Source organism: Clostridium sp. KLE 1755 (genome assembly GCF_000466465.2).
Taxonomy (GTDB): Bacteria; Bacillota; Clostridia; order Lachnospirales; family Lachnospiraceae; genus Eisenbergiella; species Eisenbergiella porci.
This window is the reverse complement of the sequence record NZ_KE992761.1, coordinates 1-25558: the sequence shown is the minus strand read 5'-3', so window position 1 is coordinate 25558 and position 25558 is coordinate 1. Positions and strand designations below refer to the sequence as shown.

20 protein-coding genes and 2 tRNA genes are annotated in these 25558 nt (G+C 49.2%); 21 read left to right on the top strand and 1 reads right to left on the bottom strand.

The features are described from left to right. Nucleotides 1-26 precede the first annotated feature (26 nt). Nucleotides 27-782: a helix-turn-helix domain-containing protein gene (locus HMPREF1548_RS23150; protein WP_021639082.1), complete on the bottom strand. Its 756-nt coding sequence runs from the start codon at nucleotides 780-782 to the stop codon at nucleotides 27-29. A gap of 481 nt (nucleotides 783-1263) precedes the next feature. Between HMPREF1548_RS23150 and HMPREF1548_RS23145 the strand changes: the two genes are divergently transcribed. The 21 genes from HMPREF1548_RS23145 to acgA form a co-directional block, all read left to right on the top strand. Next, nucleotides 1264-1336: transfer RNA gene (locus tag HMPREF1548_RS23145), tRNA-Val, on the top strand. An 8-nt stretch (nucleotides 1337-1344) separates the two neighbouring features. Next, nucleotides 1345-1418, top strand: a tRNA-Met gene (locus tag HMPREF1548_RS23140). Nucleotides 1419-1797: 379 nt separating this feature from the next. Next, entirely contained in the window at nucleotides 1798-2403 is a 606-nt protein-coding gene (locus HMPREF1548_RS23135) for a hypothetical protein (RefSeq protein WP_117530906.1), read from the top strand. Continuing rightward, nucleotides 2393-2617: a hypothetical protein gene (locus HMPREF1548_RS23130; RefSeq protein WP_021639077.1), complete on the top strand. Its 225-nt coding sequence runs from the start codon at nucleotides 2393-2395 to the stop codon at nucleotides 2615-2617. The genes HMPREF1548_RS23135 and HMPREF1548_RS23130 overlap by 11 nt, the downstream gene beginning before the upstream one ends. Nucleotides 2618-3098: 481 nt before the next feature. After that, the gene (locus HMPREF1548_RS23120) at nucleotides 3099-4133 is read left to right on the top strand and encodes a LacI family DNA-binding transcriptional regulator (protein WP_021639075.1); all 1035 of its coding nucleotides are present in this window, start codon (nucleotides 3099-3101) and stop codon (nucleotides 4131-4133) included. A gap of 63 nt (nucleotides 4134-4196) precedes the next feature. Next, a complete protein-coding gene (locus tag HMPREF1548_RS23115) occupies nucleotides 4197-7376 on the top strand; it encodes a glycoside hydrolase family 2 (protein WP_025491543.1) in 3180 nt (1059 codons plus the stop codon). Beyond that, complete coding sequence (locus tag HMPREF1548_RS23110) at nucleotides 7369-8772, top strand: MATE family efflux transporter (protein ID WP_021639073.1); 1404 nt, start codon at nucleotides 7369-7371, stop codon at nucleotides 8770-8772. The genes HMPREF1548_RS23115 and HMPREF1548_RS23110 overlap by 8 nt, the downstream gene beginning before the upstream one ends. A 72-nt stretch (nucleotides 8773-8844) precedes the next feature. Then, a complete protein-coding gene (locus HMPREF1548_RS23105; protein ID WP_025491546.1) occupies nucleotides 8845-10092 on the top strand; it encodes an ABC transporter substrate-binding protein in 1248 nt (415 codons plus the stop codon). A 24-nt stretch (nucleotides 10093-10116) separates the two neighbouring features. Beyond that, complete coding sequence (locus HMPREF1548_RS23100) at nucleotides 10117-11022, top strand: carbohydrate ABC transporter permease (RefSeq protein ID WP_021639071.1); 906 nt, start codon at nucleotides 10117-10119, stop codon at nucleotides 11020-11022. Between the two features lie 43 nt (nucleotides 11023-11065). After that, entirely contained in the window at nucleotides 11066-11887 is an 822-nt protein-coding gene (locus tag HMPREF1548_RS23095; RefSeq protein ID WP_025491547.1) for a carbohydrate ABC transporter permease, read from the top strand. A 63-nt stretch (nucleotides 11888-11950) separates the two neighbouring features. Continuing rightward, nucleotides 11951-13657, top strand: a complete 1707-nt coding sequence (locus HMPREF1548_RS23090; RefSeq protein ID WP_021639069.1) for an amylo-alpha-1,6-glucosidase — start codon at nucleotides 11951-11953, stop codon at nucleotides 13655-13657. 3 nt (nucleotides 13658-13660) lie between these two features. Next, a complete protein-coding gene (locus tag HMPREF1548_RS23085) occupies nucleotides 13661-14560 on the top strand; it encodes a DMT family transporter (RefSeq protein WP_051358459.1) in 900 nt (299 codons plus the stop codon). A 241-nt stretch (nucleotides 14561-14801) separates the two neighbouring features. After that, the gene (locus HMPREF1548_RS23080; protein WP_021639067.1) at nucleotides 14802-15755 is read left to right on the top strand and encodes a glycoside hydrolase family 43 protein; all 954 of its coding nucleotides are present in this window, start codon (nucleotides 14802-14804) and stop codon (nucleotides 15753-15755) included. 87 nt (nucleotides 15756-15842) lie between these two features. Continuing rightward, complete coding sequence (locus tag HMPREF1548_RS23075) at nucleotides 15843-17384, top strand: family 43 glycosylhydrolase (protein ID WP_021639066.1); 1542 nt, start codon at nucleotides 15843-15845, stop codon at nucleotides 17382-17384. 120 nt (nucleotides 17385-17504) lie between these two features. Continuing rightward, on the top strand, nucleotides 17505-18587 hold the full coding sequence (locus HMPREF1548_RS23070) for a glycoside hydrolase family 88/105 protein (protein WP_021639064.1): 1083 nt from the start codon (nucleotides 17505-17507) through the stop codon (nucleotides 18585-18587). A gap of 232 nt (nucleotides 18588-18819) precedes the next feature. Beyond that, entirely contained in the window at nucleotides 18820-19878 is a 1059-nt protein-coding gene (locus HMPREF1548_RS23065) for a PD-(D/E)XK nuclease family transposase (protein WP_021639062.1), read from the top strand. Between the two features lie 382 nt (nucleotides 19879-20260). Further along, nucleotides 20261-20911: a response regulator transcription factor gene (locus HMPREF1548_RS23060; RefSeq protein WP_021639060.1), complete on the top strand. Its 651-nt coding sequence runs from the start codon at nucleotides 20261-20263 to the stop codon at nucleotides 20909-20911. 1 nt (nucleotide 20912) lies between these two features. Next, the gene (locus HMPREF1548_RS23055; protein ID WP_021639059.1) at nucleotides 20913-22334 is read left to right on the top strand and encodes a HAMP domain-containing sensor histidine kinase; all 1422 of its coding nucleotides are present in this window, start codon (nucleotides 20913-20915) and stop codon (nucleotides 22332-22334) included. Nucleotides 22335-22463: 129 nt separating this feature from the next. Continuing rightward, nucleotides 22464-23387: a hypothetical protein gene (locus HMPREF1548_RS23050; protein ID WP_025491551.1), complete on the top strand. Its 924-nt coding sequence runs from the start codon at nucleotides 22464-22466 to the stop codon at nucleotides 23385-23387. Nucleotides 23388-23598: 211 nt separating this feature from the next. After that, nucleotides 23599-24732, top strand: coding sequence for a GNAT family N-acetyltransferase (locus HMPREF1548_RS23045; RefSeq protein WP_021639057.1), 1134 nt, complete (start codon nucleotides 23599-23601; stop codon nucleotides 24730-24732). A gap of 307 nt (nucleotides 24733-25039) precedes the next feature. Then, on the top strand, nucleotides 25040-25558 hold a 519-nt coding region (gene acgA, locus HMPREF1548_RS23035; RefSeq protein WP_021639055.1), incomplete at its 3' end, for an ACGX-repeat peptide.

Below are 25558 nucleotides of genomic sequence, written 5' to 3'. Positions count from 1 at the left end.
TACAATACACAGTTATATAGACAGTCTCAAATCTTAAATTTTTCAATTTTTTCTTCTTCTTTCATTGCGGATAGAAGCAAAAGAGCCCGGTTTATTTCGGATAATGCAGCTGTAATATTACCCGTTTCCTCGTAATATTCAGCGATTTTTATCATCATTTGCAGCAGATTTTCAAAAGAAATCCATTTTTGTTTTTCTGCTGCTTCCAGTTTGGATTTACCTGTCTGTAGAGATGCCATTTCTGTCAGCTTAGTAAAATAGATTTCGGGCAGCTGATCAATGGCCGCTAAAGCGCTGTTGCGGTCTCCTTTTGCATGAAAAGCATAGGCAAGGAAACGGAGGGCATCATATTTTACAGCAGGGTCATCGGTCTGTTCAGTCAGTTTTCCGGCTACGGAAATGGTTTCATCCGGATTGTCGGAATAATTCATAACATAAAGAAGATTATTCAGCAGAATATCATTGTCAGGATATTTATGCAGGCCTTCCTCAAGAATCTTACGGCTTTTTTCGGGATCGGTTTTCCTGTATTTATATGCTTCCCGGCATATTTCCTCTGTTTTTTCCTGGATTTCCTTTAAATTAAAGTCAAAGAGTTCATCAATGGAGATGTTGAAGTAGCTTGCAAGGGCGGGAACCAGGGTGATATCGGGAAGGGAGATATCATTTTCCCACTTGCTTACCGCCTGGAAGGATATACCGATACTTTCTGCAAGCTGTTCCTGAGTAATTCCCCGTTCACGGCGTAAAGCTTTTATTTTATTTCCGATAGATAGCTTCATAAGTTTCCTCTTTTCTTTTAGTCAAAGAACGTTCTTCTTGTGATAAGTATAACTGAAGTATGAAAACAGAACAATAGCTTACCAAGTGAGCCGAATTCTGCCTGTGGTTGAATAGAATATTTGGCTGGACCGGTTTTTGGAGAGAATTTATTTATGATTGCTAAAAAAAATTTTTGCCCTTTTAGTTTATTTTCTTATGTTAAGTTTAATGTATGTACCGGCAGAAGCTGTTACAAGTAAACAAAAAGGCTTTCTAGCTCCGTATTTTGATGCAGTTTGCATACACATATAGCGGGTCTGGAAATGAAAATCAGGCCATAGATAAGATTCGTATAAATGGAAAAAAGAGTTCGGAAAAAAGTGATAAAAAGTTGTAAAAAAATTTAAAAAAATGTGTTGACAAGTTGTCCCATTTTTTGTATACTAATCAAGCAGGTTGCGAGTGCGGTAAACAAAGCGCCTCAGAAACTTGTTTGATTATGGGATCTTAGCTCAGCTGGGAGAGCATCTGCCTTACAAGCAGAGGGTCATAGGTTCGAGCCCTATAGGTCCCATATAATCTGGCGAGATAGCTCAGCTGGCTAGAGCACACGGTTCATACCCGTGGTGTCGAGGGTTCAAGTCCCCCTCTCGCTACTTGAATATGGTTAGCGGAAATGTTTATCAGAACATTTCCGCTATTTTTTTGCATGAAAGGAAAGTTCCCCCGAAAAACAGAATACAGCCACACCTGCCGATTGCACGCAGACAAAGAAGCTGTGGCAACGGTCTTCTATACGGAATAGACAGACAGTCTCCAACGTGTATGTCATGAAAAGGTATTGTTATCGTAATGAATTGGAGTTTGGCGCGGCAGGCGCCTCCTGTATAATAAAAGATAAATGCCAGGCAAAACCGGCGGAGTCCATAGTCTTGCTGTTAAATCAGCTGCGGCTGCTCCGGGGCAATGTACAGGCAGTGAAATGAAATAATGTGGAAACCTTTGCGGCGTACACAGGAAGAGGGAGAATGGAAGATGAGTCAGGCAAGCGGAATTCTTATTATGTTCGGCGGTATTTTAGTTGTGTTGCTTCTTATGCTGCTTTTGAGGGCAAAGCTTAACTCAAAGCGGGCAAAGAAGAAGCCGGCGCTTTTTAAGGCAATGCACAGGGCTGTGGAAGAAGCCGTACCCCAGGCCAAAGGATACCCTGTGGTCATGGCGCAGGCGGAAAAGGACACCATGTCCTTACTGAAGGAGGCGGGCGGGGATTTCGCCAGACAATTCGCCGTAGCCGCTGTGGGAGCGGTTTTTGGAGTGCGGGCAAACTTACATACCTATGGCAGTCACCCGCCCAAATTCGTTCTGGCTTACCGGGGCGATGAAATTTTTGCAGTGTGCGTGGGTAATCCCAGCTATAATACGATCGAGGCGGATACGGAGTGCATCCTGCATCTGACCCGCCAGACGGTGGAAAAGGTTAAGCTGAAAGCCTCAGGCCGTACAATATTTTATCTGCAGGGCGGCACGCAGTTTATCGTATCGCTTCCCCTGGCGGCGGCCTCGGAAATCGAACAGAAAGAAGAGGTTGACAATTTTAAAAAATTTCTCACGGAATTTGCACAGGTGGTCAATGAACAGTAGGAATGAGCGGATGTATGGGAATCATCACTCCACCGGCGCTTTGGCTATTCTGGGCTATGCTCATTTGAAGAAACTGGTGATAACAGAAAAATATTTTTCCCTGTTCACCAAAATTCAATTTGCTGTCACCTTTAAAGAGGGTATGGATCAACGGCAGATAGATGCATTTGTTCCATATATAAAAATGCATTGTCCCGGAATTAAGGTGATCTAAAGCGATTGCCGGGATTCAGAGATTCCGGACAGAATGTTTAAGATGAGATGGGGGGCCTTTCTCAGGAAAGGCCAATTACAGGTTAAAAGAGATGTAAACAAAAGGCTTGTATCAAGCATACGGATCGGGAGTTCTCCAACGAAAACAGAGGACTCCCGGATTTTTTATGTGAAAAGGAAAGCTTCATTTCTGCTGAACTCAAAGTCTATTCTGGAAATTAACCTAACTATAAAAATGATTCCTGCAATGTGAAAAAAGCAAAGTAAAATTTAGTAAAAATTTTAGTAAAATAAATGGCCATTATGCCACAAAATTAAAGTAAAAAGCGAACAAAATACACATAATTTAATTATGCAATCCATACAAAAATATACATATAGCACATAAATATGAAAAGAAGTGTAGACAAGAGAAAAACAATTGCATATAATCAGAAATATAGAAGGAAGTAAATTTTAGTAAAACTGAAAGGGGAGAGCATATGCCCACACTGAAAGATATCGCAACTAAGGCAGGGGTATCCATTACCTCCGTATCCAGAGTATTGAACCGGGACGACAGCTTTTCGATTTCTGAAAGTACGAAGAAAAAAATCTGGGAGACAGCGGAAGAGCTTGGCTATAAGGGCACCGGAACGAACGCGGAGGAAGAGGCGGCAAGGGGAAAGGCGACGGTGGCGTTGGTGCTTCTTTACAGCGAATATGACGAGATTATGGATTCCTATTATCAGCTGATTCGTGTGACGGTAAAGGATGCTTTAATAGAAAAGGGCTGCAGGGTAAGAGAATTTTTCTGCCCGGCCAAAGAGGGCAAGGAGCTTGATATGAGCAGGTTTTCAGGTACGATACTGATAGGCCATGCAGGCGGCTGGTATCGGAATGAAAAGATCCGGCAGAGCGTGATAGCCTCGGGAATCCCTGTGGTTTTTGCCGATTTTGACCCGGAAGATATGGAGGTGGAAGCGGACTGTGTAGTCAATGATTTCCACTCTCTTGTGGAAAAGGCGCTGTCCCATTTCTTCCGTCTTTCTTATACAACAATAGGCTATGTAGGCACCTACGGCGTGGCGGTAAGCGGCCGGGCGGTGGAGGATAAACGTTTCCTTTATTTTAAACAGATACTTGAGGAACAGGGACTTTACAGGGAGGAATTCGTCTGGAAAACAGATATCAACTATGCACAGAACGCGTACCGTTTATGCTGCCAGATGATTGAGAACGGAGATCTTCCCAGGGCGCTTTTTATAGAAAATGACGCTATGGCCATGGGATGCTTAAGGGCGTTTGAGGAAAACGGCATCCGGGTGCCGGAGGAGCTTTCCGTTATCAGCTGCAATGATGTCCCAACCGTAGAGTTCATTTCCCCGGCGCTTTCCACAGTGCATATCTATGGGGATTTGATCGGAAGCATGTCGGCCGAGCTGCTGGTGGAGCAGATGCGTACCGGCAGGGTCAGAGGAATCCGGGCCGTCATACCCAATAAGCTCATTCTCCGGCAGAGCTGTGCGCGGGAATGATTTTGTGAAACAACAGATGAAAAAACAGATTTAAATCCGCCAAAGCGGATGCGGGGAGTCAGCATGAAAGCAGTATTTAATTATGAGTTACAGGACTGGAACAACATCGAAGTCCTTCAGAGAAACAGGCTTTGCACAAGGCCGTTTTATACAGGATATGCAGACAGGGAAAGCGCCGCGGCCATGCACAGGGAAAAGAGCGGCAATTATAAGCTGCTGAATGGCAGCTGGGATTTTACATATTATGAAAATCCGTTAGAGACGCCGGAGGATTTCATGAAGCCGGAGTTTGACAGCAGCGGGTGGGGCAAGATGCCTGTGCCCGGTCATTGGCAGTTAAACGGCTTCGGGTATCCCCACTACAACGATGCGATCTCACTTTTCCCCATTTTGGAAAGGCCCGCGGTTCAGAACGACAATCCGACAGGCGCTTACCGCCATTTTTTCCGGGTGGAAAAGGATGAGGAGAAAGAATATCTGCTCCGCTTTGACGGGGTGGAAAGCGCTTACCATGTATGGCTGAACGGCACATTTGTGGGATACAGCCAGGGATCGCGCTTAAGTGCGGAATTTGATGTGACGGACTGCCTTCGCAGCGGGGAAAATCTGCTGGCGGTAAAGGTCTATAAATTCTGTGAGGGCAGCTATCTGGAAAATCAGGATATGTGGTGGTTTTCGGGGATTATCAGGGATGTGGCGCTGCTTGCCAGGCCCCGTGTCCATCTGGCCGATTATCAGCTGGACTGCGGACTGACGGAGGATGGGGAAAAGGGAATCCTGAACGCTTCTTTTTGTGTGGAAAATGGAGATGGAAAGGAAAAAGAGCTGATTCTTGCGATCCGCCTTTTCCGGGAAGAGACGGCGGTCCTATGCAGGGAGCTTAAGCTGTGTGCAGCGCCGGGGGAGAAACGGGAGCTTAAGCTGGAGGAAAAAATAGAAGAGATCAGACAGTGGTCGGCGGAACAGCCCTTTCTCTACCGTATGGAAATGGTTTTAAAGGATGCGCAGGAGGATCGCATTGTAGAAGTATATGCGGAAGAGGTCGGCTTCAGGCGGGTGGAGCTGAAAAACGGGAGGATGCTTGTTAACGGGAAGCCTGTGAAATTCAAGGGGGTCAACCGCCATGACTGGAATGAAAGCAGTGGGCGCTGCATAACCCTGGAGGATATGCACAGAGATCTGGTATTGATGAAGGAAAACAACATCAATGCCATCCGCACCTCCCATTATCCGCCCCATCCGGATTTCCTGTCCTTATGCGACCGTATGGGCTTTTATGTGATGGAGGAGGCGGATCTGGAGTGCAACCAGATGACCTATATTAAAGGGAAAATGAACCGTCTCAGCGAGGATGTGCTGTGGGAAGCAAGCTACCTGGATCGTGTGGAGCGCATGGTGCGCAGGGATAAAAACCACCCCTGTGTCCTTGTCTGGTCGCTGGGAAATGAGTCCGGCTTTGGCAGCAATTTTGTGACGGCAGGAAGGTTCGTGAAGGAATATGATCCGTCCCGGCTGATTCATTATGAAGAGGACAGGGATGCTTCCATCGCCGATATGTACAGCACAATGTATACGAGCCATCAGGAGCTGGAACGGCTGGGGAGGGATACGAGCAAAAGAAAACCGCATATCGTCTGCGAATATGCGCATGCCATGGGAAACGGCCCCGGCGGGTTAAAGGAATATTGGGAAATTTTCGATAAATATGAGCGGCTGCAGGGCGGTTTTATATGGGAATGGGTGGATCACGGATTAAAACGCAGGGATGATAAAGGAGTTACGTATTTTACGTATGGGGGAGATTACGGGGACTATCCCAACAGCGGCGCATTTTGCTGCGATGGTTTAGTGCAGGCCGACAGACGGCCCACGCCTGCTTTGAGTCAGGTGAAAAAAGCGCTGGAGCCGGTCAGATGCTTCGGGTTTTCAGCCGGAAAGGGCACGATATCCATACGGAACCGATATGATTTTCAGACGCTTTCCCATTTAAAATGCATCTGCACCCTGGAATCCTGCGGCAGCGTCAGATGGGAAAAGGAAGTGCCAATCGACGGGATTGCACCGCAGTCTGAACAGGAAATAAAACTGTTTGAGAAAGGTGAGATTCCTGGTGGGGACGGCTTGCCGGAGGCCTGGATCTGTCTGCGCTTTATTTACAGGGAAAATCCCCGGTGGTATCAGGGAAGCGGGCCTTTGGAGGCGGCCGTCCATCAGGAACGGCTGGTGCAGGCTGCCGAAGTGGATAATATCCTGCCAAAGGACATGGCGGCAGATTTAAGCGCCGTGACAAAAGTACAGGAAAGTACGCAGGGAACGCTTTCGGGGGAAATGAAAAATGGCCGGCTGTATTTACAGGGCAGGGATTTCAGCCTGGAATTTGACTGTATTCACGGATGGCTGGACGGATATACCTTCCGGGGAGAAAAGCTGCTCTGCAGGGGATTGGGCTTCAATTTTTGGAGGGCGCCGGTGGATAACGACAAAAATATGGAGAAAATGTGGGAAGATTACCGGGCGGACTGTATGTGTAATGTGGTGGAGACGATAGAAGCGGACTGGGACGAAAAGAAGGCGGTGATCCGTTGCAGACAGACCTATGCGCCCATTGTCATGGAATGGAAAATCCTGCTTGACAGCACGTACACCATTGACAGCGAAGGCAAAGTGACGATTGAGGTAAATGGGAACCCGGTGGGAATGCTGCCGGAATGCCTGCCGCGCATCGGGCTGCGGTTTCTGCTCAATGACCCATGTGAAAATGCGCAGTGGTACGGTAGAGGGCCTCTTGAGACCTATCCCGACTGTAAGGAAGGCAACCGGGTGGGCCGTTACCGGGCGGATGCCGATGCTTTTTATTTCCCTTACGTGGTGCCTCAGGAAAACGGAAACAGGGAAGATACCAGATTCGCGGTTTTTGAAGGAAATAACAACGCCCTGTATCTGGCAGGCGAAAGCCCTTTTTCCTTCAGTATCCTGCATTATTCCCAGGAGGAGCTGACCCGTGCTGCGCATACCTGCGAACTTCACAGAGAAAATAAGGTGTATCTTCAGGCAGATTACGCGCAGAATGGTTTGGGCAGCGCAAGCTGGGGGCCGGAAGCGCTTCCTCAGTACAGGCTGCGACCGCTTCCTTTTCATCTGAAATGGCAGTTGGGGGCGGCCGGGCGCGGGAGTGTCTGGGAACAGGCCCGAGGCGCATGGAAAGCGCTTGCGGAAAGCAGGGCGGTGAAAAGTAATGAATAATAACAGGGAAGGAAGAAGCAGAGGAAGCCCGGCGGAAAAGGACGGGAATGAAAAAACGGTCAGGAAAGAAATCTACCGCCTGATTATACCCATGATTTTGGAAAATCTCCTTCAGGTATCGGCGGGACTTATTTCTACGGCAATGATAGGGCGGCTGATGGCATCCGATATCTCAGCCCAGGGAATATGCGTGCGAATTACGGATACCCTGTGGTGTTTCTACAAAGGCGTTGCCATAGGAGCCACGGTTCTGATCGCCAGAAGCTTCGGGGCCGGAAAACGTGATAAATGCAGGAGAGTGGCGGAACAGACGCTGCTGACAGAAATCCCCATCGCTTTGCTTTTAGGTGTGGCGCTGTTTTTTGTGGGAATGCCTGTCTTCCGTTTTTTTACGGAGGATGCGGGAATCCTGGTTAAGGCGGGAGAATACATGAGAATCATTGTATTCGGGTTCCCGTTTGTGGTTATCATGTCGGTGGTGACGGCAACCTTTCAGGGGCATGGGAACACCAGGACGCCTATGTACATAGCGGTGGCGGTAAATATTATCAATATCATTTTCGGTTATCTTCTCATATTCGGCCCGGGCCTGCTGCCGGAATTCGGAATCAGGGGGGCGGCCATGGCGCTGGTGTCATCCCAGGCGGGAGGCGCCTGCATCGGTCTGTATCTGCTATACAGAAAAGGCGGCCTGCTGCGGAATACGGAAGAGCAAAAGCATCATTTGCGGCCTGACGGCCGTTTAATCAAAGAGATATACAGGACAGGAGTACCGGCGGCGCTTGAAAGCATGTTCTGGCAGTTTTCCGCAATCATTCTGAGTAAGGTAATCCTTGCTTACGGTGAGAATTCATTTGCAGCCTACCAGCTGGGCATACAGGCGGAAACCGTGACGGAAATGCCTGCCATCGGCTTCAGCACTGCCTCCACAACGCTGGCGGCACGCGCGCTGGGACAGAAGGATTATGAATTAAAGGAAACCTATTTTAACCAGTTAATCAGGATAGCTCTTCGGATCAGCATCTGTACTTCGCTGCTGCTGATCGTGCTGCCGAAGGCTTTTATGGGACTGATGACCAATAACCCCAAGCTGCAGGCCATCGGGGCGGTCTATGTATTTATTATGGGATTTGTACAGATTCCGCAGAATCTGTCCCGTATTTATAATGGCACCATCAGGGCGTCCGGGTACCCGGGAGTGCCCATGTATATTGCGGGCTTTGGAATCTGGATTGTGAGGATACCTCTCAGCATCATCGCGGCTTATGTGCTGAAATGGAGCATTCTCAGCATATGGCTTATCATAGCGCTGGATCAGATATCGAGATTTCTGCTGAGCGTGGCAGTTTACCATCATACAAAGAAAAAAGCAGGTCTGAGGGAAAGGATGATGTGAAAAAACAAAACATGCAGTAAAAGTAACATATAGTTTTTATTGGCGCGCGGGAACGCGCAGATGGGAGAAAGCATGAAAAAAATAATGGCATTGGGTTTGGCGGTTGTATTTATGGTATCCATGGTGCTTACGGGCTGCGGAAAAAGCGCAGGGACCGGGCAGGAGGAGGCCGGAAAAGGCGGTAAGGTGAAAATCCGCTTCGCTTCCTGGGACAGCGCGGAGGATCTGGAGGATCAGCAGAAGCTGGTGGATGCTTTTAATGAGCAGCATGATGATATTGAGGTGGTCCTGGAAGCCTACGGCAGTGATTTTGATACCAAAATTGCAGCAGGCATGGGTTCGGGAGATGCGCCGGATGTGATGTATATGTGGAATTATCCGGATTATTATGAAGGCCTGGAGCCTCTGGATGATTATCTTGCAAAGGAAGGCGAGGATTTTAAAGCGGATTTTTATGAAACGCTGTGGAATTACAATAGCATGGACGGCAAGATTTACGGTATCCCGGTAGGCTTTACCACGCACTGCCTCTTTTATAACAAGGATCTGTTCGATCAGGCGGGGGTGGCTTATCCGACCTCAGACTGGACCTGGGATGACCTGGAAGCGGCGGCAAAACAGATTCATGAAAAGCTTGGCATTTACGGCTTCTCTTATGGAATCAAGGCAGATGCCTACGATTATGAAATGTATCTGTGGAGCAATAATACAAGCTATGTAGGCAAAGATGGAAAGATGGACGGTTATCTGAATTCCCCTGAGTCTGTGGCAACGTTTACGATGTTCCAGGATATGCAGAAGGACGGCTACGCGCTTGCCGGGGAAAAAGGCGGACGCAATGAATTCAGCGCTCAGAAATCCGCAATGTTTATTTACGGCGCATGGTCTATCAATGCCTTTAATGAAGCCGGTCTGAATTATGGCGTTGTGGAAATTCCGGCTTTTGCGGGAAGCGGCCATGATTCCGTCAGCAACCTGAGCACATCGGGCCTTGCCATGAGCAAGGATTCCAAAAACAAAGAGGCTGCCTGGGAATTCATCAAGTACTGGACCGGCGTGGAGCTGAATAAAAAACGTCTCGGATATGAAATGTCTCCTCATAAGTCCGTAGTGGAATCTGAGAAAATTATGGAGGATCCCGTTTATGCGCCTTTTTATAAGATGCTGGAGCAGAGCGTGGGATATACCCCTACTATTTTCCTGACAGATAAATGGTCCTATATTTCCGATGAACTTTCTTTATCTTTTGAAGAGATTTTTAACCCGAATACACTGGAGGATCCTCAAACCGTGCTGGACGCAGTGGTCGCCGAGCAGTAACAGGATGTCAGGGGGACAAAAATTATGAATAAAAAGTGGATAACAAAAGCAACGCCCTATTTATTTATCCTGCCATGGATAGCAGGGCTTCTGGTATTTACGGCGGGGCCGCTGATTCTTTCCTTCGTGATGAGCTTTTTTGACTGGCCGATCACAAGCTCGCCGAAATTCTGCGGCATCAGCAATTATTTGGAAATGTTTACCCAGGACCGGCAATTTGGCAAATCTCTGATAATCACACTGAAATATGCAGCAATTTTTGTCCCTCTGAATATGATAATCGCCCTTTTCCTGGCAATGCTTATCACACAGCCGGTAAAGGGGGTAAAGACCTTCCGGACCATATTTTACATACCTACGGTGGTGTCCGGTGTTGCGATTTCCATTATCTGGGGATGGATGTTCAACGGAGAGTACGGGATTATCAATTACCTGCTTTCCCTGCTGGGAATCGACGGGCCGGACTGGCTGGTGGATCCGGCATGGGCGCTCTTCGCGGTAATTCTGGTAAGCGCCTTCGGCGTGGGGACGATGATGCTGATATTCTACACCAATATTAAAAATATCCCTGTGGATCTGTATGAAGCGGCCAGCCTGGACGGCGCGGGGCCTGTGAAACAGTTTTTCAGCATTACGATACCTATTATTACGCCCACGATTCTGTTTAACCTGATTACCTCCATGATAAGCGCTTTCCAGCAGCTGACGCTTGTTATGCTGCTGACAGGGGGAGGACCATTAAAATCGACCTATTTTTACGGTATGTTTGTATATGATAACGCCTTTAAGCATCACAGGCTTGGATATGCGGCATCCAACGCCTGGGTGATGTTCCTCATCATATTGGTACTGACCTCTGTTGTGTTTAAGTCTTCCGACGCCTGGGTGTTCTATGAATCTGAAGCGGGCGGCAAAAAGAAAAAAGGCTGATCTTAAATAAAACGTGCGCTCCGGCGCGCAGATCGGAGAAGATATGAAACTGAATAAAGGTACGAAAGCCGTGATTTACGCACTGCTGATTCTTGTGGCAGTATACTTCCTTTTTCCTTTTGTATATATGTTTTTCTCCGCATTTAAAACGGAAGCGGAGATCAATGCAATACCGCCGTCCCTGTTTCCGAAGAAATTTTTGTGGAGCAACTTTGTAAATGCATGGCAGTCTCAGGAATTCGGTACATTTTTGAAAAATTCCATATTGGTAACCATCGGAACGACTGTGGGTCAGCTTTTGTCCTGCTCCCTGGTTGCCTATGGGTTTGCCAGATATGAGTTCAAGGGTAAAAATGTGCTGTTCATGATACTTCTTTCCACAATGATGATTCCCTGGGACGTGACGATGATTCCGCAGTATATGGAATTCAAGCTGTTCGGATGGATCAATACGCTGAAACCGCTGATTGTGCCGTCATGGTTTGGCTCGGCTTATTATATTTTCCTGATGCGGCAGTTTTTGATGGGGGTTCCTAAGGATTATGAGGAAGCGGCGCGGATTGACGGGGCCAATGCGTTCCAGATCTATTCCAGGATTTTCATGCCGATTCTCAGGCCGCAGCTTATCCTGGTGGCGGTCCTGAATCTGCTGACGGTATGGAACGATTACCTGGGGCCATTGATTTTCCTGCAGGATCGCAGCAAGTTTACGCTGGCGTTGGGGCTGGCCTCCTTTAAGGGCGTGCATAATACGCAGATTGTCCCCATGCTTTGCATCACGATTATCATGATAATTCCCCCTATTTTAGCATTTATCGGGGCGCAGAAATATATTATAGAAGGAACCAGCGGCTCCATTAAGTAGAGCGGGAGAACAATTCCGGCCGGCCAGAGATGGCCGGCTGTTTTCAAAGAAAAGGAGAAGGGTATGGAATACGGATTGGAAAAAATTCCTTTCAGCAGGTATGGCTCTTATTTTGCCGTTTCGATCAATCAGGAGGATGGCTGCCTGTATCTGCGGGACTTGCATGGCGGAGATGAAACCTGCTCCGATATTTATGAAATGCGGTTCCCGGAAATCGGGGAGAGGCAGCGTTTTATCCGTACGGAATCTGAGCTTATGTGGTTTCGGGAAGGACAGGCGGAATGCTGGCTGAAAATCTGCATGGACAGGGATGGCCGCGTCCATTTCCTGGCGGATGGCCTGGTGCTTGAACTGCATGCCAGAGGAGGCAGATATGATACGCTTGTGCCCCTGGACGAAAGGCGGATGGAACATCATTTTTATAAAAAACAGCGGAAGTTTCTTTTTACCTGTCTGCAAGGGCGGATAACGCAGACACAGCAGTGGGATGTGGTGGGGAGCAGGGATGCGGTTATCTCTGTCTGCGGGAAAAATGCAGAGGGAGCGCCGCTGCGGACACACTGCGTCCTGGAAAGCTACCGGTGTGTGGGAACAAAGCAGGAATATCCTTCCTATGAGGAAGCCCATAAGGAAACAAAGGAAGCCTTCGATGCCTGGGAACGGCAGTTTCGCGGACCAAACAGGGTTTTTGAGGAGAGCCGCAGGCTGGCCGCTTATCTTACCTGGGCCAATTTCGTCCCGGCAAATGGGTTCCTCACCCACGACGCCATGTATATGTCAAAGAACTGGATGTTTAATATCTGGAGCTGGGATAACTGCTTTGGAGGGATTGCACTGAGCCGTGTGCAGCCAAAGCTGGCATGGGGACAGTTGAAGATTTTTATGGACAATCAGGACAGCTGCGGCGTATATGCGGACTACATAAATGAGGCGGGCGCTTCCTTTAACTGTACCAAGCCTCCTATCCATGCCTGGGCATTTCAGAAAATGAGCGCTCAGAATGCTTTCTTTTTACAGAAGGAAATTCAGGAGGAGGCCTATGAAAGCTTCTGCCGCGTTACGGATTACTGGCTTTGCTGCCGCAGGACGCCGGGAGCCGTGATGCCGGTTTATTTTCACGGAAATGATTCAGGCTGGGACAACGCTTCTGTTTTCCATCGGGGTTTCCCTGTGGAATCCCCGGATTTGAGCGCATTTCTTATCTATCAGATGGATGTGCTTTCCCGTATGGCGCAGGAGCTTCACAGACCGGAGGAAAGTGCGGCATGGAAGAAAAAAGCGGATGAAATGTATGGGCGCTTTTTCGAACGATTTTTTATAAACGGCAGATTGTGCGCATGGTATACGCCTGAACGGCAGCAGATTATGGAAGGTGACAGTCTGTTAATGTATATGCCGCTGCAGATTGCCTATCGGATGGAAAAGAAAACGGCGGATGAACTGGTGCGTCAGATGCTGGAGCGGTTTGAGACGCCGTACGGGCTGGCAACAGAAAACCCCCGGAGTGAATATTACAAAACGGGCGGATACTGGCTGGGGCCTGTCTGGGCGCCGGTTATGTATCTGATGATAGATGCGCTTCGGGACAACGGCTATGAGCAGGAGGCACGCAGGCTGGCGGAGAAATTCTGCCGTGTCACGCAAATCGGGCTGATGAGTGAAAATTATGATCCCTTTACCGGGGATGGCTATGACGATCCGGCTTTTTCCTGGCCCTCCTGCGTTCTCCTGCAGCTGCTGTGGGAATATCCGGATCTGGGAGAGGAGTAAAACGTGAAGGAATACTGGGGAATGCTGGGACTGCTGCTTGTCACAATTATCTGGGGCGCGGGATTTACCGCCAGCGATATTGCGTTACAAAGCCTGGAACCTTTTCAGATTATGGCAGGAAGATTTCTTCTGGCGGCGCTTCTTATGGGCGTTGCCGGTTTTCCCCGGGTTACGAAAATCACCAGGCAGGAGTGGAAGGCGGGAACAGGGATGGGAGTGTTTCTGTTTGCCGCCTTCGCCCTTCAGACGGTGGGGCTGCGTTATACCACACCTTCTAAAAATGCCTTTCTTACCGCGGCAAATGTGGTTTTTGTCCCCTTTATAGCGTTCCTTTTTTACAGAAAAAAGGTGCGGCCGGCCGAAATATGCGGTGCGATTCTGGCGCTGGCCGGCGTTGGCTTTCTGTCCCTGGAACGGGATCTGCGGCTGGGGCTTGGGGATGCGCTTACCCTGGCCGGCGCGGTCTGCTTTGCTTTTCAGATTGTGCTGACGGGAAAAGCGGTGGAGAAGTATCGCCCCATGGCGCTTAATTTTGTACAGATGGCGACAGCCTGCATATGTTCTCTGGCCGGGCTGGTATGCAGCCGGAATGTGAAGATAAGCTTTACTGCCGGCGGGGTATTGTCGGTTTTATATCTGGGTGCGGTGAGCACAGCGCTTACTTATCTGCTGCAGACCCTTTCCCAGAGGTATGTGGATGAAACAAAGGCGGCGGTCATACTATCTCTGGAAGCGGTATTTGGCTGCCTGTTTTCCGTATTGCTTTTAAAGGAGCATATAACATTGCGCATGTTGGCGGGAGCGGGGATGATCCTTTCAGCGGTGCTTATCCCGGAGATAAAATGGAAACGCAGATTGATCGGCAATGGCGTGGGTAAGGGAGAAAACGGGGGTAAGAAATAAAGCGGGAAAAGAATGGCGCAGTATGACTGCAAAAAAGAATGCCGCAGTATGCCAGCTTCCTCTTTTTCCGGCCTGTAATTCATGTTAGAATATATTTCTGGGGAAATATCCGGTAAACAGCCTTGTGGAGGTTATCCTTTTGCCGGGGATAAATCACATGCAAAAGACAGGGAAGGCTGCATATTTGTATAGGAGTTCCTCAGAAAATTACTGACAGTTTTCAGACGGAAGGAGAAATGAAATGCAGGCATACTTGTTTGTACATTTCAAAGAAAAGACGACCCCGGACGGGGAGCAGGTGTATTTCGGCCTGAGTAAGGACGGATTCCACTGGGAAGAGGTGAACGGCGGAAATCCGGTGCTCTGGACCTATTACGGGGACAAGGGCGTGAGGGATTTCACGATTACCCGGTGTGAAGGGAATGGGAAATTTTATATTTTTGCCACGGACTTAAGCCTCTCCTATGGTATGAGAAACCAGTATCATGGTTCCTGGGACGAAATCGGAAGGAACGGCAGCAAATGCTTTTCCGTATGGGAATCGGACAATCTGGTGGACTGGACGGAGCAGCGGCTGGCAAAAATCGGGGATGAGAATTTCGGCTGCCTGTGGGCGCCGGATATTATTTATGACAGGGAAAACGGGGATTATCTGCTGCACTGGTCGTCCTCCCACAGCTGCAATAATTATGGAAGGAAAGGGATTTATTACAGCCGTACGAAGGATTTTAAGGAATTCAGCTCTCCTGAGGTTTTATACCGGAAAGAGGACAGCGGCGTGATCGACTCCGCAATTTACGAGGAAAACGGCTGGTATTATATGTTTATCAAGAGTGAAGGAAACCCGGAGAAGATCATCCTTCTGCGGTCCGCCCATGCAGCGGGGCCTTACGAGCGTGTGGAGGCCTTTGACGAAAGCATGGAAGCTGTGGAAAGCGGCCTGTACGAAGCGCCTACCGCGGTGAAGCTGGAGGATGGCCGGTGGTGCCTGTTCCTGGACTATTACGGCGTTCCCGGCGCGGGACAGGGGTATGTCCCCTTTGTGGCGGACAGCCTGGCGGACGGACATTTTGTGCGCTCGGACGCTTCCTTTGATTTCCCTTATGGCTTTAAGCATGGAACGATACTGACCATTTCCATGGAGGAATATGATCGGATAAAATCCCATAACTGGTCGGATAAGGGGTATGTATAAAGCTGGCGGATGTGATATAATATGGAAGGGCAGTAACTGTGCAGGGACTGTACAGTTACTGCCCTTTAATCACAGGAGGAGAAAGCAATGACAAAGAAACAGGTGTATAACCCCTATTTGCCATCCTACGAATACGTACCGGATGGGGAGCCGCATGTATTCGGCGGCCGTGTTTATGTTTACGGAAGCCATGACCGTTTTGACGGTGAAATGTTCTGCCTGAACGATTATATCTGCTATTCGGCGGATGTGAAGGATTTGACGCAGTGGAAGTATGAAGGCGTTATTTTCAGAAAGGATCAGGACCCCAGAAACCAGAACCCTACGGAAACGGAGCCAATCCGTAAAATTTACAACGTGAAGTCCAGGTTTGGAAATGGCCTGAATCCTCCCGGAATCCATGCTCTCTGGGCGCCGGACGTGGTGAAGGGGCTGGATGGAAAATATTATTTATATTATTGTCTGGATTTCCTTCCGGAAATCGGCGTTGCAGTTTGCGATACGCCTGCGGGAAGCTATGAATTCCTGGGCTTTGTGAAGCATGCGGACGGTACTATACTGGGAAGAGGGGAGAATGATCTGGGACAGTTTGATCCCGGTATTTTTATAGATGATGATGGGGAAATCTATCTGTATTCCGGCAACGCGCCCATGCATAAGGAGCATATCGGAGGGAAGCAGGGCTCCCAGGTGATGACGCTGGAAAAGGATATGGTTACCCTGAAAACGGAGCCCCGCCTGCTTCTGCCCTCCATTGCGGACAGTGAGGGGACAAGCTTTGTGGGCCATGAGTTTTTTGAGGCCAGCTCCATCCGTAAAATCGGAAGCACCTATTATTTTGTATATTCCTCTGTCCTCAGCCACGAATTGTGCTATGCGGTCAGCAGCAGGCCTGACCGGGATTATATTTATGGCGGGACAATCATAGATATCGGAGATGTGGGACTTGAGGGAAGATGTGCCAAGGATGCCCTGAACTGTCTGGGAAATACCCATGGCGGCATTGAATATATTAACGGGCAGTGGTATGTTTTCTACCACAGGCAGACCAACCGCACCCAGTTTTCCAGACAGGGCTGCGCGGAAAAAATCAGCATAGATGCGGACGGGCATATCAGGCAGGTGCCGGTGACCTCATGCGGTTTGAATGATGGCCCGCTGGCCGGAGAAGGGAAATATCCCGCTTATATCTGCTGCAGGCTGACCGGAAAGGACGGGGCTGTATTTTCTTCCCAGGGGGATATGGAATTCAGGTTCCCTTATCTTACCCAGGATATCCCGGACAGGGATCCTGATGCGGAAGGCGTGAATACGGAGGAAGGGCTTCCCGTCCAGTATATAGCCAATGTGGGCGACGGCACGGTAATCGGGTATAAATCGTTTTGTTTTAACGGGACAAAAAAGATTACCATGCTTGTAAGAGGCTGCGGTAAGGGAACCGTGACCGTTTCTGCTGAAGCGGAAGGAAAAGCGGCCGGAACGATCCGCGTGGATGTGGATTCGGATTCCTGGCAGGAGGTTTCCGGCGAAGTAAATATGCCGGACGGCGAGCAGGATTTGTATTTCCGCTATGATGGGGAAGGCAGCTTTGATTTTATTGCATTTTCATTGGAAAAGGTCCGTGTTTGATTATAAGGAAGAAGAAATTGTACTGCACGGCTGTCAGGGAGATGTGTATCACTGGAAAAAGCCGGAACGTGCATAATATGTATTATTTTGTACCAAAACGGGCAATCGGGAGGAAATCAGATGAATCAGAACAGGAAACCAATTGATTATGCCAAAGCATCCTGCGAAACGATGATGCGGAAATTCGCGGCGCAGGATCTGCCGCCCAAAGGACATTTCCATTATCACCAGGGTGTTTTCCTTTCAGGGGTATATCAGACATACAGGCTTTGTGGCGATGAGAGGTATTTTCAGTATATCAAAGACTGGGTGGATTCCATTATCGATGAGAATGGGGAAATACATACCTTTGACAAGGGGCAGCTGGATGATATCCAGCCGGGGATTCTGCTGTATCCGCTGTTGGATAAAACAGGAGATCAAAGGTATCAGAAGGCGCTGGATACCTTGCTTCCTATCATAAGGGATTTTCCCAGAAACAAGGACGGCGGATTCTGGCATAAGGAAGGATGTCCGGAGCAGATGTGGCTGGACGGCCTGTATATGGCCGGACCGATTTGTGCGGAATATGCCGCCAGGTTCCAGCAGCCGGAATATCTGGAACTTGCTGCGAAGCAGGCGCTTCTCATGGAGGAAAAAACAAGGGATGACAAGACCGGCCTGTGGTATCATGCATGGGACTGTTCCCATCGTGAGGACTGGGCGGATCAGGAAACAGGGCTGTCTCATGAATTCTGGGGGAGAAGCATAGGCTGGGTGCCGGTTGCCATTCTGGACGAACTGGATTTTATGGAGCCTTCCCACCCACAGTATGAAAAGCTGTGTGCCCTGGTGCGTAATCTGCTGGAGTCTGTCTGCCGTTATCAGTCTGCAGACGGCCGCTGGTATCAGGTAGTGGATAAAGGCGGAAAAGAGGGCAACTGGCTGGAAACCTCATGCTCCTGTCTGTATACGGCCGCCATTGTAAAAGCGGTGCATAAGGGGATTTTGCCGGAGCAGTACCTGGAACAGGCCGTCAAAGGGTATGAAGCGGTTATCCATTCTCTGGCCTGGGAGGGAGAGGATCTCCTGGTGGGCGGCGTGTGCATTGGAACCGGCGTGGGGGATTACAGGCATTATTGCGAGCGCCCCACTTCAGTAAACGATCTGCATGGAGTTGGCGCCTTCCTGCTGATGTGCGCGCAGATGGAGACGGTGATGTAATTCAGGATACTGGAAAGTAAACGTAAAGGTCCGTATTTTGATTCTGGTAACGGAATGAGAATACGGACTTTTTGTATTGCCATGTTTAAAAAGATATGTTATTATAATTCCGTCACACAGCAGTATCTACGCTGCTGTAATAACAGGCCGTTCAGGCCGGTCTTTCATTTCGGCGCTTCTTTTCGAAGCAAAAATCCGTAAATGACAACAATTGAAGACAGGAGGAGCATTTATGGCAAATAGGCTCAGGAATTATTTCCCGCTCATCAGGGAACGAAAGGAGGTGTTGAAGGAGATTGGCGAAAACAGCGGACTGTATGCGGTATTCACGGGCTGGAAGCCGGAGCAGCAGGAGGAATTCCTTGATTTCTGTACAGGGATGAAGGGGGTTAAGATCCTCTATGATTCTTTTTTTAAAGAGGTCATGAACCCGGAATATACGCCTGGCAGGCTGAACCGGTTTCTGTCGCTGCTGATTGGGAAAAAGGTAACGATCCGGCAGGTGATTCCCAACGACGGCAGCAGGATTGCCGATGAGAATACGCTGCTGATCACGGATATTGTGGTGGAGTTTGAAGAAGGAAGCCTGGCAAACGTGGAAATCCAGAAAATAGGCTATTCCTTTCCCGGAGAACGCAGCGCCTGTTATTCCGCGGATTTGCTGCTGAGGCAGTACAAAAGGGTACGGGATGAGAAAAACAGGACAAAGCAGAAGTTCAGCTATAAGGATATCAAAAATGTATACATAATCGTTTTGTTTGACAAAAGCGCAAGAGAATTTCATGCTGTTTTGGGAAAACACCTGCATAAATCCTACTGGGGCTTTGATACAGGTCTGGAAGTTGAGCTTCTGCAGAACTTTATCTTCATTACGCTTGACATTTTTCGTAAAAACATGGAAAATAAAAGCATAGAGAATGAACTGGATGCGTGGTTAATGTTTTTCAGTTCCGAGGATCCGGAACGGATAATTGAACTGATAGATAAATACCCGATGTTCAGGGAGATGTATGATGATATTTATGAACTCTGCCGGAATATGGAAAAGGTGATGGGTATGTTTTCAAAGGAATTGCGGGAACTGGATCGTAACACAGTGCAGTATATGATTGACGAGATGCAGGAGACGATTGACGCGCAGGCAGCTGCGCTTGAGGCAAATGAGAAAAAACTGGAAGCAGAAAGAAAACGGCATGAAGAAGAGTTGGAAAGAGAAAAAGCAAAATATGCGGAAGCCCTTAGGTGCATAGAGGAACTGAAAAGAAAATCCAGTTCGGATCCTTTGCAGTAATCTGTTTTTAGGTGGAATTTCTGCCATATAAAGAAATAGTAAACTTTGTATTCGTTAAAACTAGAATCCGGATTGTCACCGGGCTATACGCAGTAAATGGCAATCAATAATTTGAGGCGGTATCCAATCAGGGGGAAACAGCGGCTGTCCAACCTGGGTGCCGTCTCTTTTTTTACTGTGAAAGTCGGTGGTGAGTGTGGGAGTTCGTAGCACGGAGCAATCGACTTTCATTCATGATGATGTCTGCCTGGCAGACATGTCCGTTTAGTATAGTGGCTCCGGAAGAATGCAGGTAACGGTTCAGACAGCCAGGTTTTAACAACTCTATAATAACTTTGGCTTAAACTACGGTTATAAAGAAAAAAGGGAAAAGAGAAGGATTATGGCAGATATTTTAATCGTGGAGGATGAAACGGCAATCAACGAGCTTATCAGGAGAAACCTGGAGCTTGTGGGGCACCGCTGTGTGTCTGTATATGACGGGGAGGAAGCAATCCGGCGGCTTCAGGAGGGGCAGTTTGATCTGATGCTACTGGATATTATGCTGCCGGGGGCGGACGGCTTTGAGGTGTATCAGACCGCGGAGCATGTACCTACGATTTTTCTCACGGCAAAGGGCGGGCTTTCCGACAGAGTGAGAGGGCTCCGCATGGGGGCGGATGACTATATTGTCAAGCCCTTTGAAATGCTGGAGCTTTTGGCCAGGGTGGAGGCTGTGCTGCGCCGGACAAGGAAAAGCGGGACGGATTTTGTTTTTTACGGTGTGCGGATTGATTTTGAAAGCCGGACCATTGAAAAGGACGGGCAGGAGACAGAGTGCACGCCCAGAGAGTATGAGCTGTTGGAAACCCTGGTGAAGAACCGCAATATCGCCCTGTCCCGGGAGCGGCTCCTGGATTTGGTCTGGGGCTATGACTATGAAGGGGATATCAGGACCGTGGACGTCCATATCCAGAAGCTGCGCAAAAAGCTGGGGCTGGAGGACTGCATCAAAACCGTATATAAGCTGGGTTACCGGCTGGAGATTAAATAATATGAAAAAAAAGACCTTTTTTACAACCATGCTTTTATTTCTTCTTTTCTTCAACGGCGCTTTCCTTTTTCTGGCGGTGGTTTTCTGGCATGAAAAACTGGATGTACAGAAGGAAATGGCGCTGTCGGAGCATTATATGATTCTCACCTCCGCGGCCAGGGACATGCAGGCGCTGGACAGCAGGGGAAACGGCGGGAACTATAATATGGAGGAGCTGATGCAGCCCTATACACAGTTCAGGCAGGACGGGCACAGGTCGCTTTATCTGTATCATGGCGGCCAGCTGCTGTATTCCGATGAAACAAAGCGGACAGGGAAGGATGCGGAGAATGCGCTGGCGCCCAGCCTGAAGGAGAGCGGCCAGCGGGAAATACGGATGGTGAAGGAAAAAAAAGAAACCGGGGAATACGGCTTCCTCTATGTGGAAGGGTGTTTTCCCCAGCCCTATGAGGACTATTCCCTCATTTATAAATACAGCCTTAAGGATATTTATGAGAACTGGAGAGAAATGAAAAATCTGCTTTTTTTATGCGGCGGTGTGTTTTCGCTTTTACTCTCCCTTTGCCTGATAGCGCTGCTGAACCGCCTGTTCCATCCGCTGCAGCAGATTGCGGAGACGTCCCGGGAGATGACTTCCGGGGACTTTAACGGCAGGCTTCCGGAAAAAGGGCGGGACGAGGTGGCAGCCATGGCGCACAGCTTTAACCAGATGGCGGAAACGATAAAGACGCAGATTGCCGAGCTGGAGGAGGCGGCCTCACAGAAGCAGAGGCTTGTGGATAATTTTGCCCATGAGCTGCGCACACCTTTGACAGCCATATATGGTTATGCGGAATATCTCCAGAAGGCGGCGGTTTCTGAGGAGGATAAGGTTTCCTCGGCGGGCTATATCATGTCCCAGTGCCGCAGATTATCCAATCTCTCCCAGCAGCTGCTGGAGCTTTCGGCGCTGCGTGAGGAAGGGGGAAGCCTGGGAAAAATTCAGGTGGATAAGCTGTTTTACGCCGTAAAGCAGACCATTCTGCCAAAGGCGGAGTCCCGCGGCGTTGCGGTTTCTTTTGAAGCGAAGCTGGAGGAGCTGAAGGGGAACAGGGATCTGCTGGAAAGCCTGCTGATCAATCTGATAGATAACGGAATCAAGGCCTGTGACAGCGGCGGGACAGTCAGGGTGAGCGCATATTTTCAGGGAAGGCACCCGGCGCTTGCGGTCGCGGATAATGGAAGGGGGATTCCGGAAAAGGCAATCTCTCAGATAAAAGAGCCTTTTTACAGGGTGGATAAAGCGCGCAGCCGGAAGGAGGGCGGTGCGGGCCTGGGCCTGTCAATCTGTGAACAGATTGCCCAGGTGCATCAGGCGCAGCTTCAGATTGGTTCGGCGCCGGGAAAAGGGACAGTCATACGGATTATTTTTCCGGAAATTTAATCACTTGATAATAAGTTTACAATAACTCTCTCATATAGCGGTATTATAGTAGCCTTATCAAAACAAAAGACGGCGCAGGGCAATTTATGAAAAGTGTATCGCCGTAAAAAAGAAAGGCAGGAAAAGAAAATGAGAGAGAACAGAAAAGTTGGGAAAAACAGGATGGAAAGAAAAATGAGAAAAAATAAGGGAGCAGGCATTCTGGCCGCCGTGACAGGCGCTTTTGCCCTTGTATGCGGTTGTGCGGCCATGTTCAGCGGCATGGCGGAGGCGGCAGCGGCTGCCGATATGGGAAGGACGGAGCGGATTCCCACCGTATATAACCTTCCGGCTGCGGCGCAGGGCCAGACAGCGCCGGAGGGCTACAGCAAAGCCAGCTATACGGCAGTTTCGGATCCGCTGGAATATTATCGGGATAAAAAGCCCACGGAAAATGATCTGACCCAGGAGGAAGCGGCGGAAATCGGTGCACAGCTTTTATGGAGGCTGTTTGAGGTCAGGCTGGACGGAGCCACGGTTTATATGGGCTATGATAATGGAACGGAAACCTTCCCCAGGGCGTTCTGGAGCGGTGATGTGAGGTTCGGCACAAACCGGAGGCCTGAGGATAACTGCTATACCTTTATGATAGATGCGGTAACGGGGGAAGGCTTTTTGGCAACGTATGGCAGGACTCTGAGCGTAAAAGTGGATTTGGGGCTGGATGCGGCGCTGGCAAAGGATCCAGGTGAATACATGAAGCTGGCAAAGGAGTTTGCGGAAAAAAAGAATCTGGTCGGCGGTGCGGTGAAGGAATGCGTCTATAACTGCCAGGGCTACAGCTCTAACGATCCGACCATTACTATTGATGTATATGGCGTCAGCGGGGAACGTGCTTCCATCACGTTTTCCCGATATGACCGGGCCGTACTGGGGATTTCCCTGGATGCAAACGAAAAAATCATGGAGATGATGCAGAAGCTGTGGGAACAGAATGCCGCGGAAATGGATAATAACATGGCAGGGGGCATAACGGGAAATGCGGAGGAAATCACGGAATTGAAGGCGAAATAGCCCTGCGGTCAGTGCGAAGCGCTGGCCTGCGCAGCTAAATGGTCTGCTCTGTATGAACTTTAGCCGGAAATTCATTGCTGAAGCGTTACAAAATTTTGGGCCCAGGTATTACAGAATTTCATATGATTGACATTGGCGGCAGGAAAGGATACACTGATTCTGCATATGTTTTCAGACAGACATCCAGGAATAGAAAAAGGGGGAACTTACGATGAGCGAATACAGAAAAGCAAAACCTGAGGAAAGGGAAGCCTGTATTGAATTTGCAGATTATGTTTTCAGTAAAGCGCACTGTCCGCATGATTTCGAAACGTTGATACCGAGGGTTTATGGAGAAGGCGTTGATTCCGCCTCCATGCACCGTATAGCAGTGGATGAAAGAGGAAAAATCCGCGCCCTGATTGCGGTTTTGCGGGAAGAGCTTGAAGTGGGCGGCAAAGCGCTGCAGGCAGGCTTTGTGGGAACCGTTTCAGTACATCCGAAGGCGCGGGGCGAAGGCCATATGAAGGTTCTGATGGGAGAATGGCTGAAGGAAATGCGCGAAACCTGTGACATTGCCGTTTTAGGCGGCCAGAGGCAGCGATATGAATATTTTGGGTTTACGCGGGGCGGTTCGCAGTATAAATATTCGGTAAACCGTTCTAATATTCGTCATGCACTGAAGAAGACGGACTGCGGCGGCATTTCTTTTTGCCCGCTGGAGGAAGCGGAGGGCGGATACGAGCTTGTTTATAACATTAACAAACAGCGTCCTGCCCGGGTGGAGAGGCCGAAGGAGCAGATTGGCTCCATTGTGCGGAATATGGGGGAAAAGGCTCTGGCAGTGCTGGACAACGAAAAGTTAACCGGATATATCCTTGTCAGTGGGAACGGTGATACGGTGTGTGAACTGGGACTTTTGGATGCGGGAATTATGGAGGCTGTGATTAAGGCGTATCTTGCTTATACAGAGCGGGATGAAATTGAGATCGTGGCGTCTGCCTATGATAAAGCGCTGAACCAGCGTATCGGACGCTTTGCAGAGTCTTATTGCGTGGAACCCAGCGAGATGTTTCAGATTTTTGATTTTGCCAATGTCCTGGAGGCTTATCTTTCCCTGAAACAGAAAACCCTGGGACTGGCTTTGGGTGAATTTTCTGCGGTCCTGGACGGACAGCCTGTAACGGTATGGGCGGATGAAAATGGGGTTTCTGTGGAACGTGCGGCAAAGCCGGGGGCTGCGGTGCTTGATAAGCATCAGGCGCAGGAGCTCCTGCTTTCAGAATATGGCCGGTTCATGGATGTGCAGGCTCCGGTGGGCTGGTTCCCGTTGCCGGTATTCTGGTATGCGGCGGATTCTTTCTGAAAGATTTTTTTATTAAAATGATATAGAAAGCGATTAGGCATCTTCCGGTTTCCTGACCGGAGGATGCTTTTTTGAATTCTGAAGAAAGTGCATGGTTACCAGAAGGATACTAATATGCCTGGAGATACTATCCCACTTTTATGTGCGTACTTTTTTTGCAGCAAAACCGGGTATATGATGGATATAGAACATGAAACTAACTGCGCCATATGTTCCTGCAGCGCCGGCCGAATATGCTGCGCAGTGCCGCGGGGAATGAGGGCAGCAGCTGAAATTGGGGAAGTAAAGTGGAAAAGGAGAAGCTGATATGGAAATGAAAATGATGGACAAACTGAAAAACCTGGATGAATGGAACGGAAACGGAGAGTTTCAGGCAAGGACGAGCGCACAGGGGATGATGCGTGCAGCGGAAGGCGCGGGAACGGCATGCGGCTCTGCGTGCGGTGCAGCGGATCCGGAGAAGAAGCCGGGTGCATGCGGCTCCGCTTGTGGTGCGTCAAATCCGGAGAATAAACCGACTGCGTGTGGTACTGCCTGCGGGACAACAGATCCGGAAAAGAAACCAAGCGCATGTGGCACCGCCTGCGGGACGACAGATCCGGAAAAGAAACCAAGCGCATGTGGCACCGCTTGTGGTGCATCAGATCCTGAGGAGAAGCCGGGCGCATGTGGCACCGCTTGTGGTGCAACAGATCCGGAAAAGAAACCGGGTACACGCAGTTCTGCGTGCGGTGCATCGGATCCGGAGAAGAAACCGAGCGCGTGCGGCTCTGCGTGCGGTGCGTCGGATCCGGAGAAGAAACCCAGCGCATGCAGCTCTGCCTGC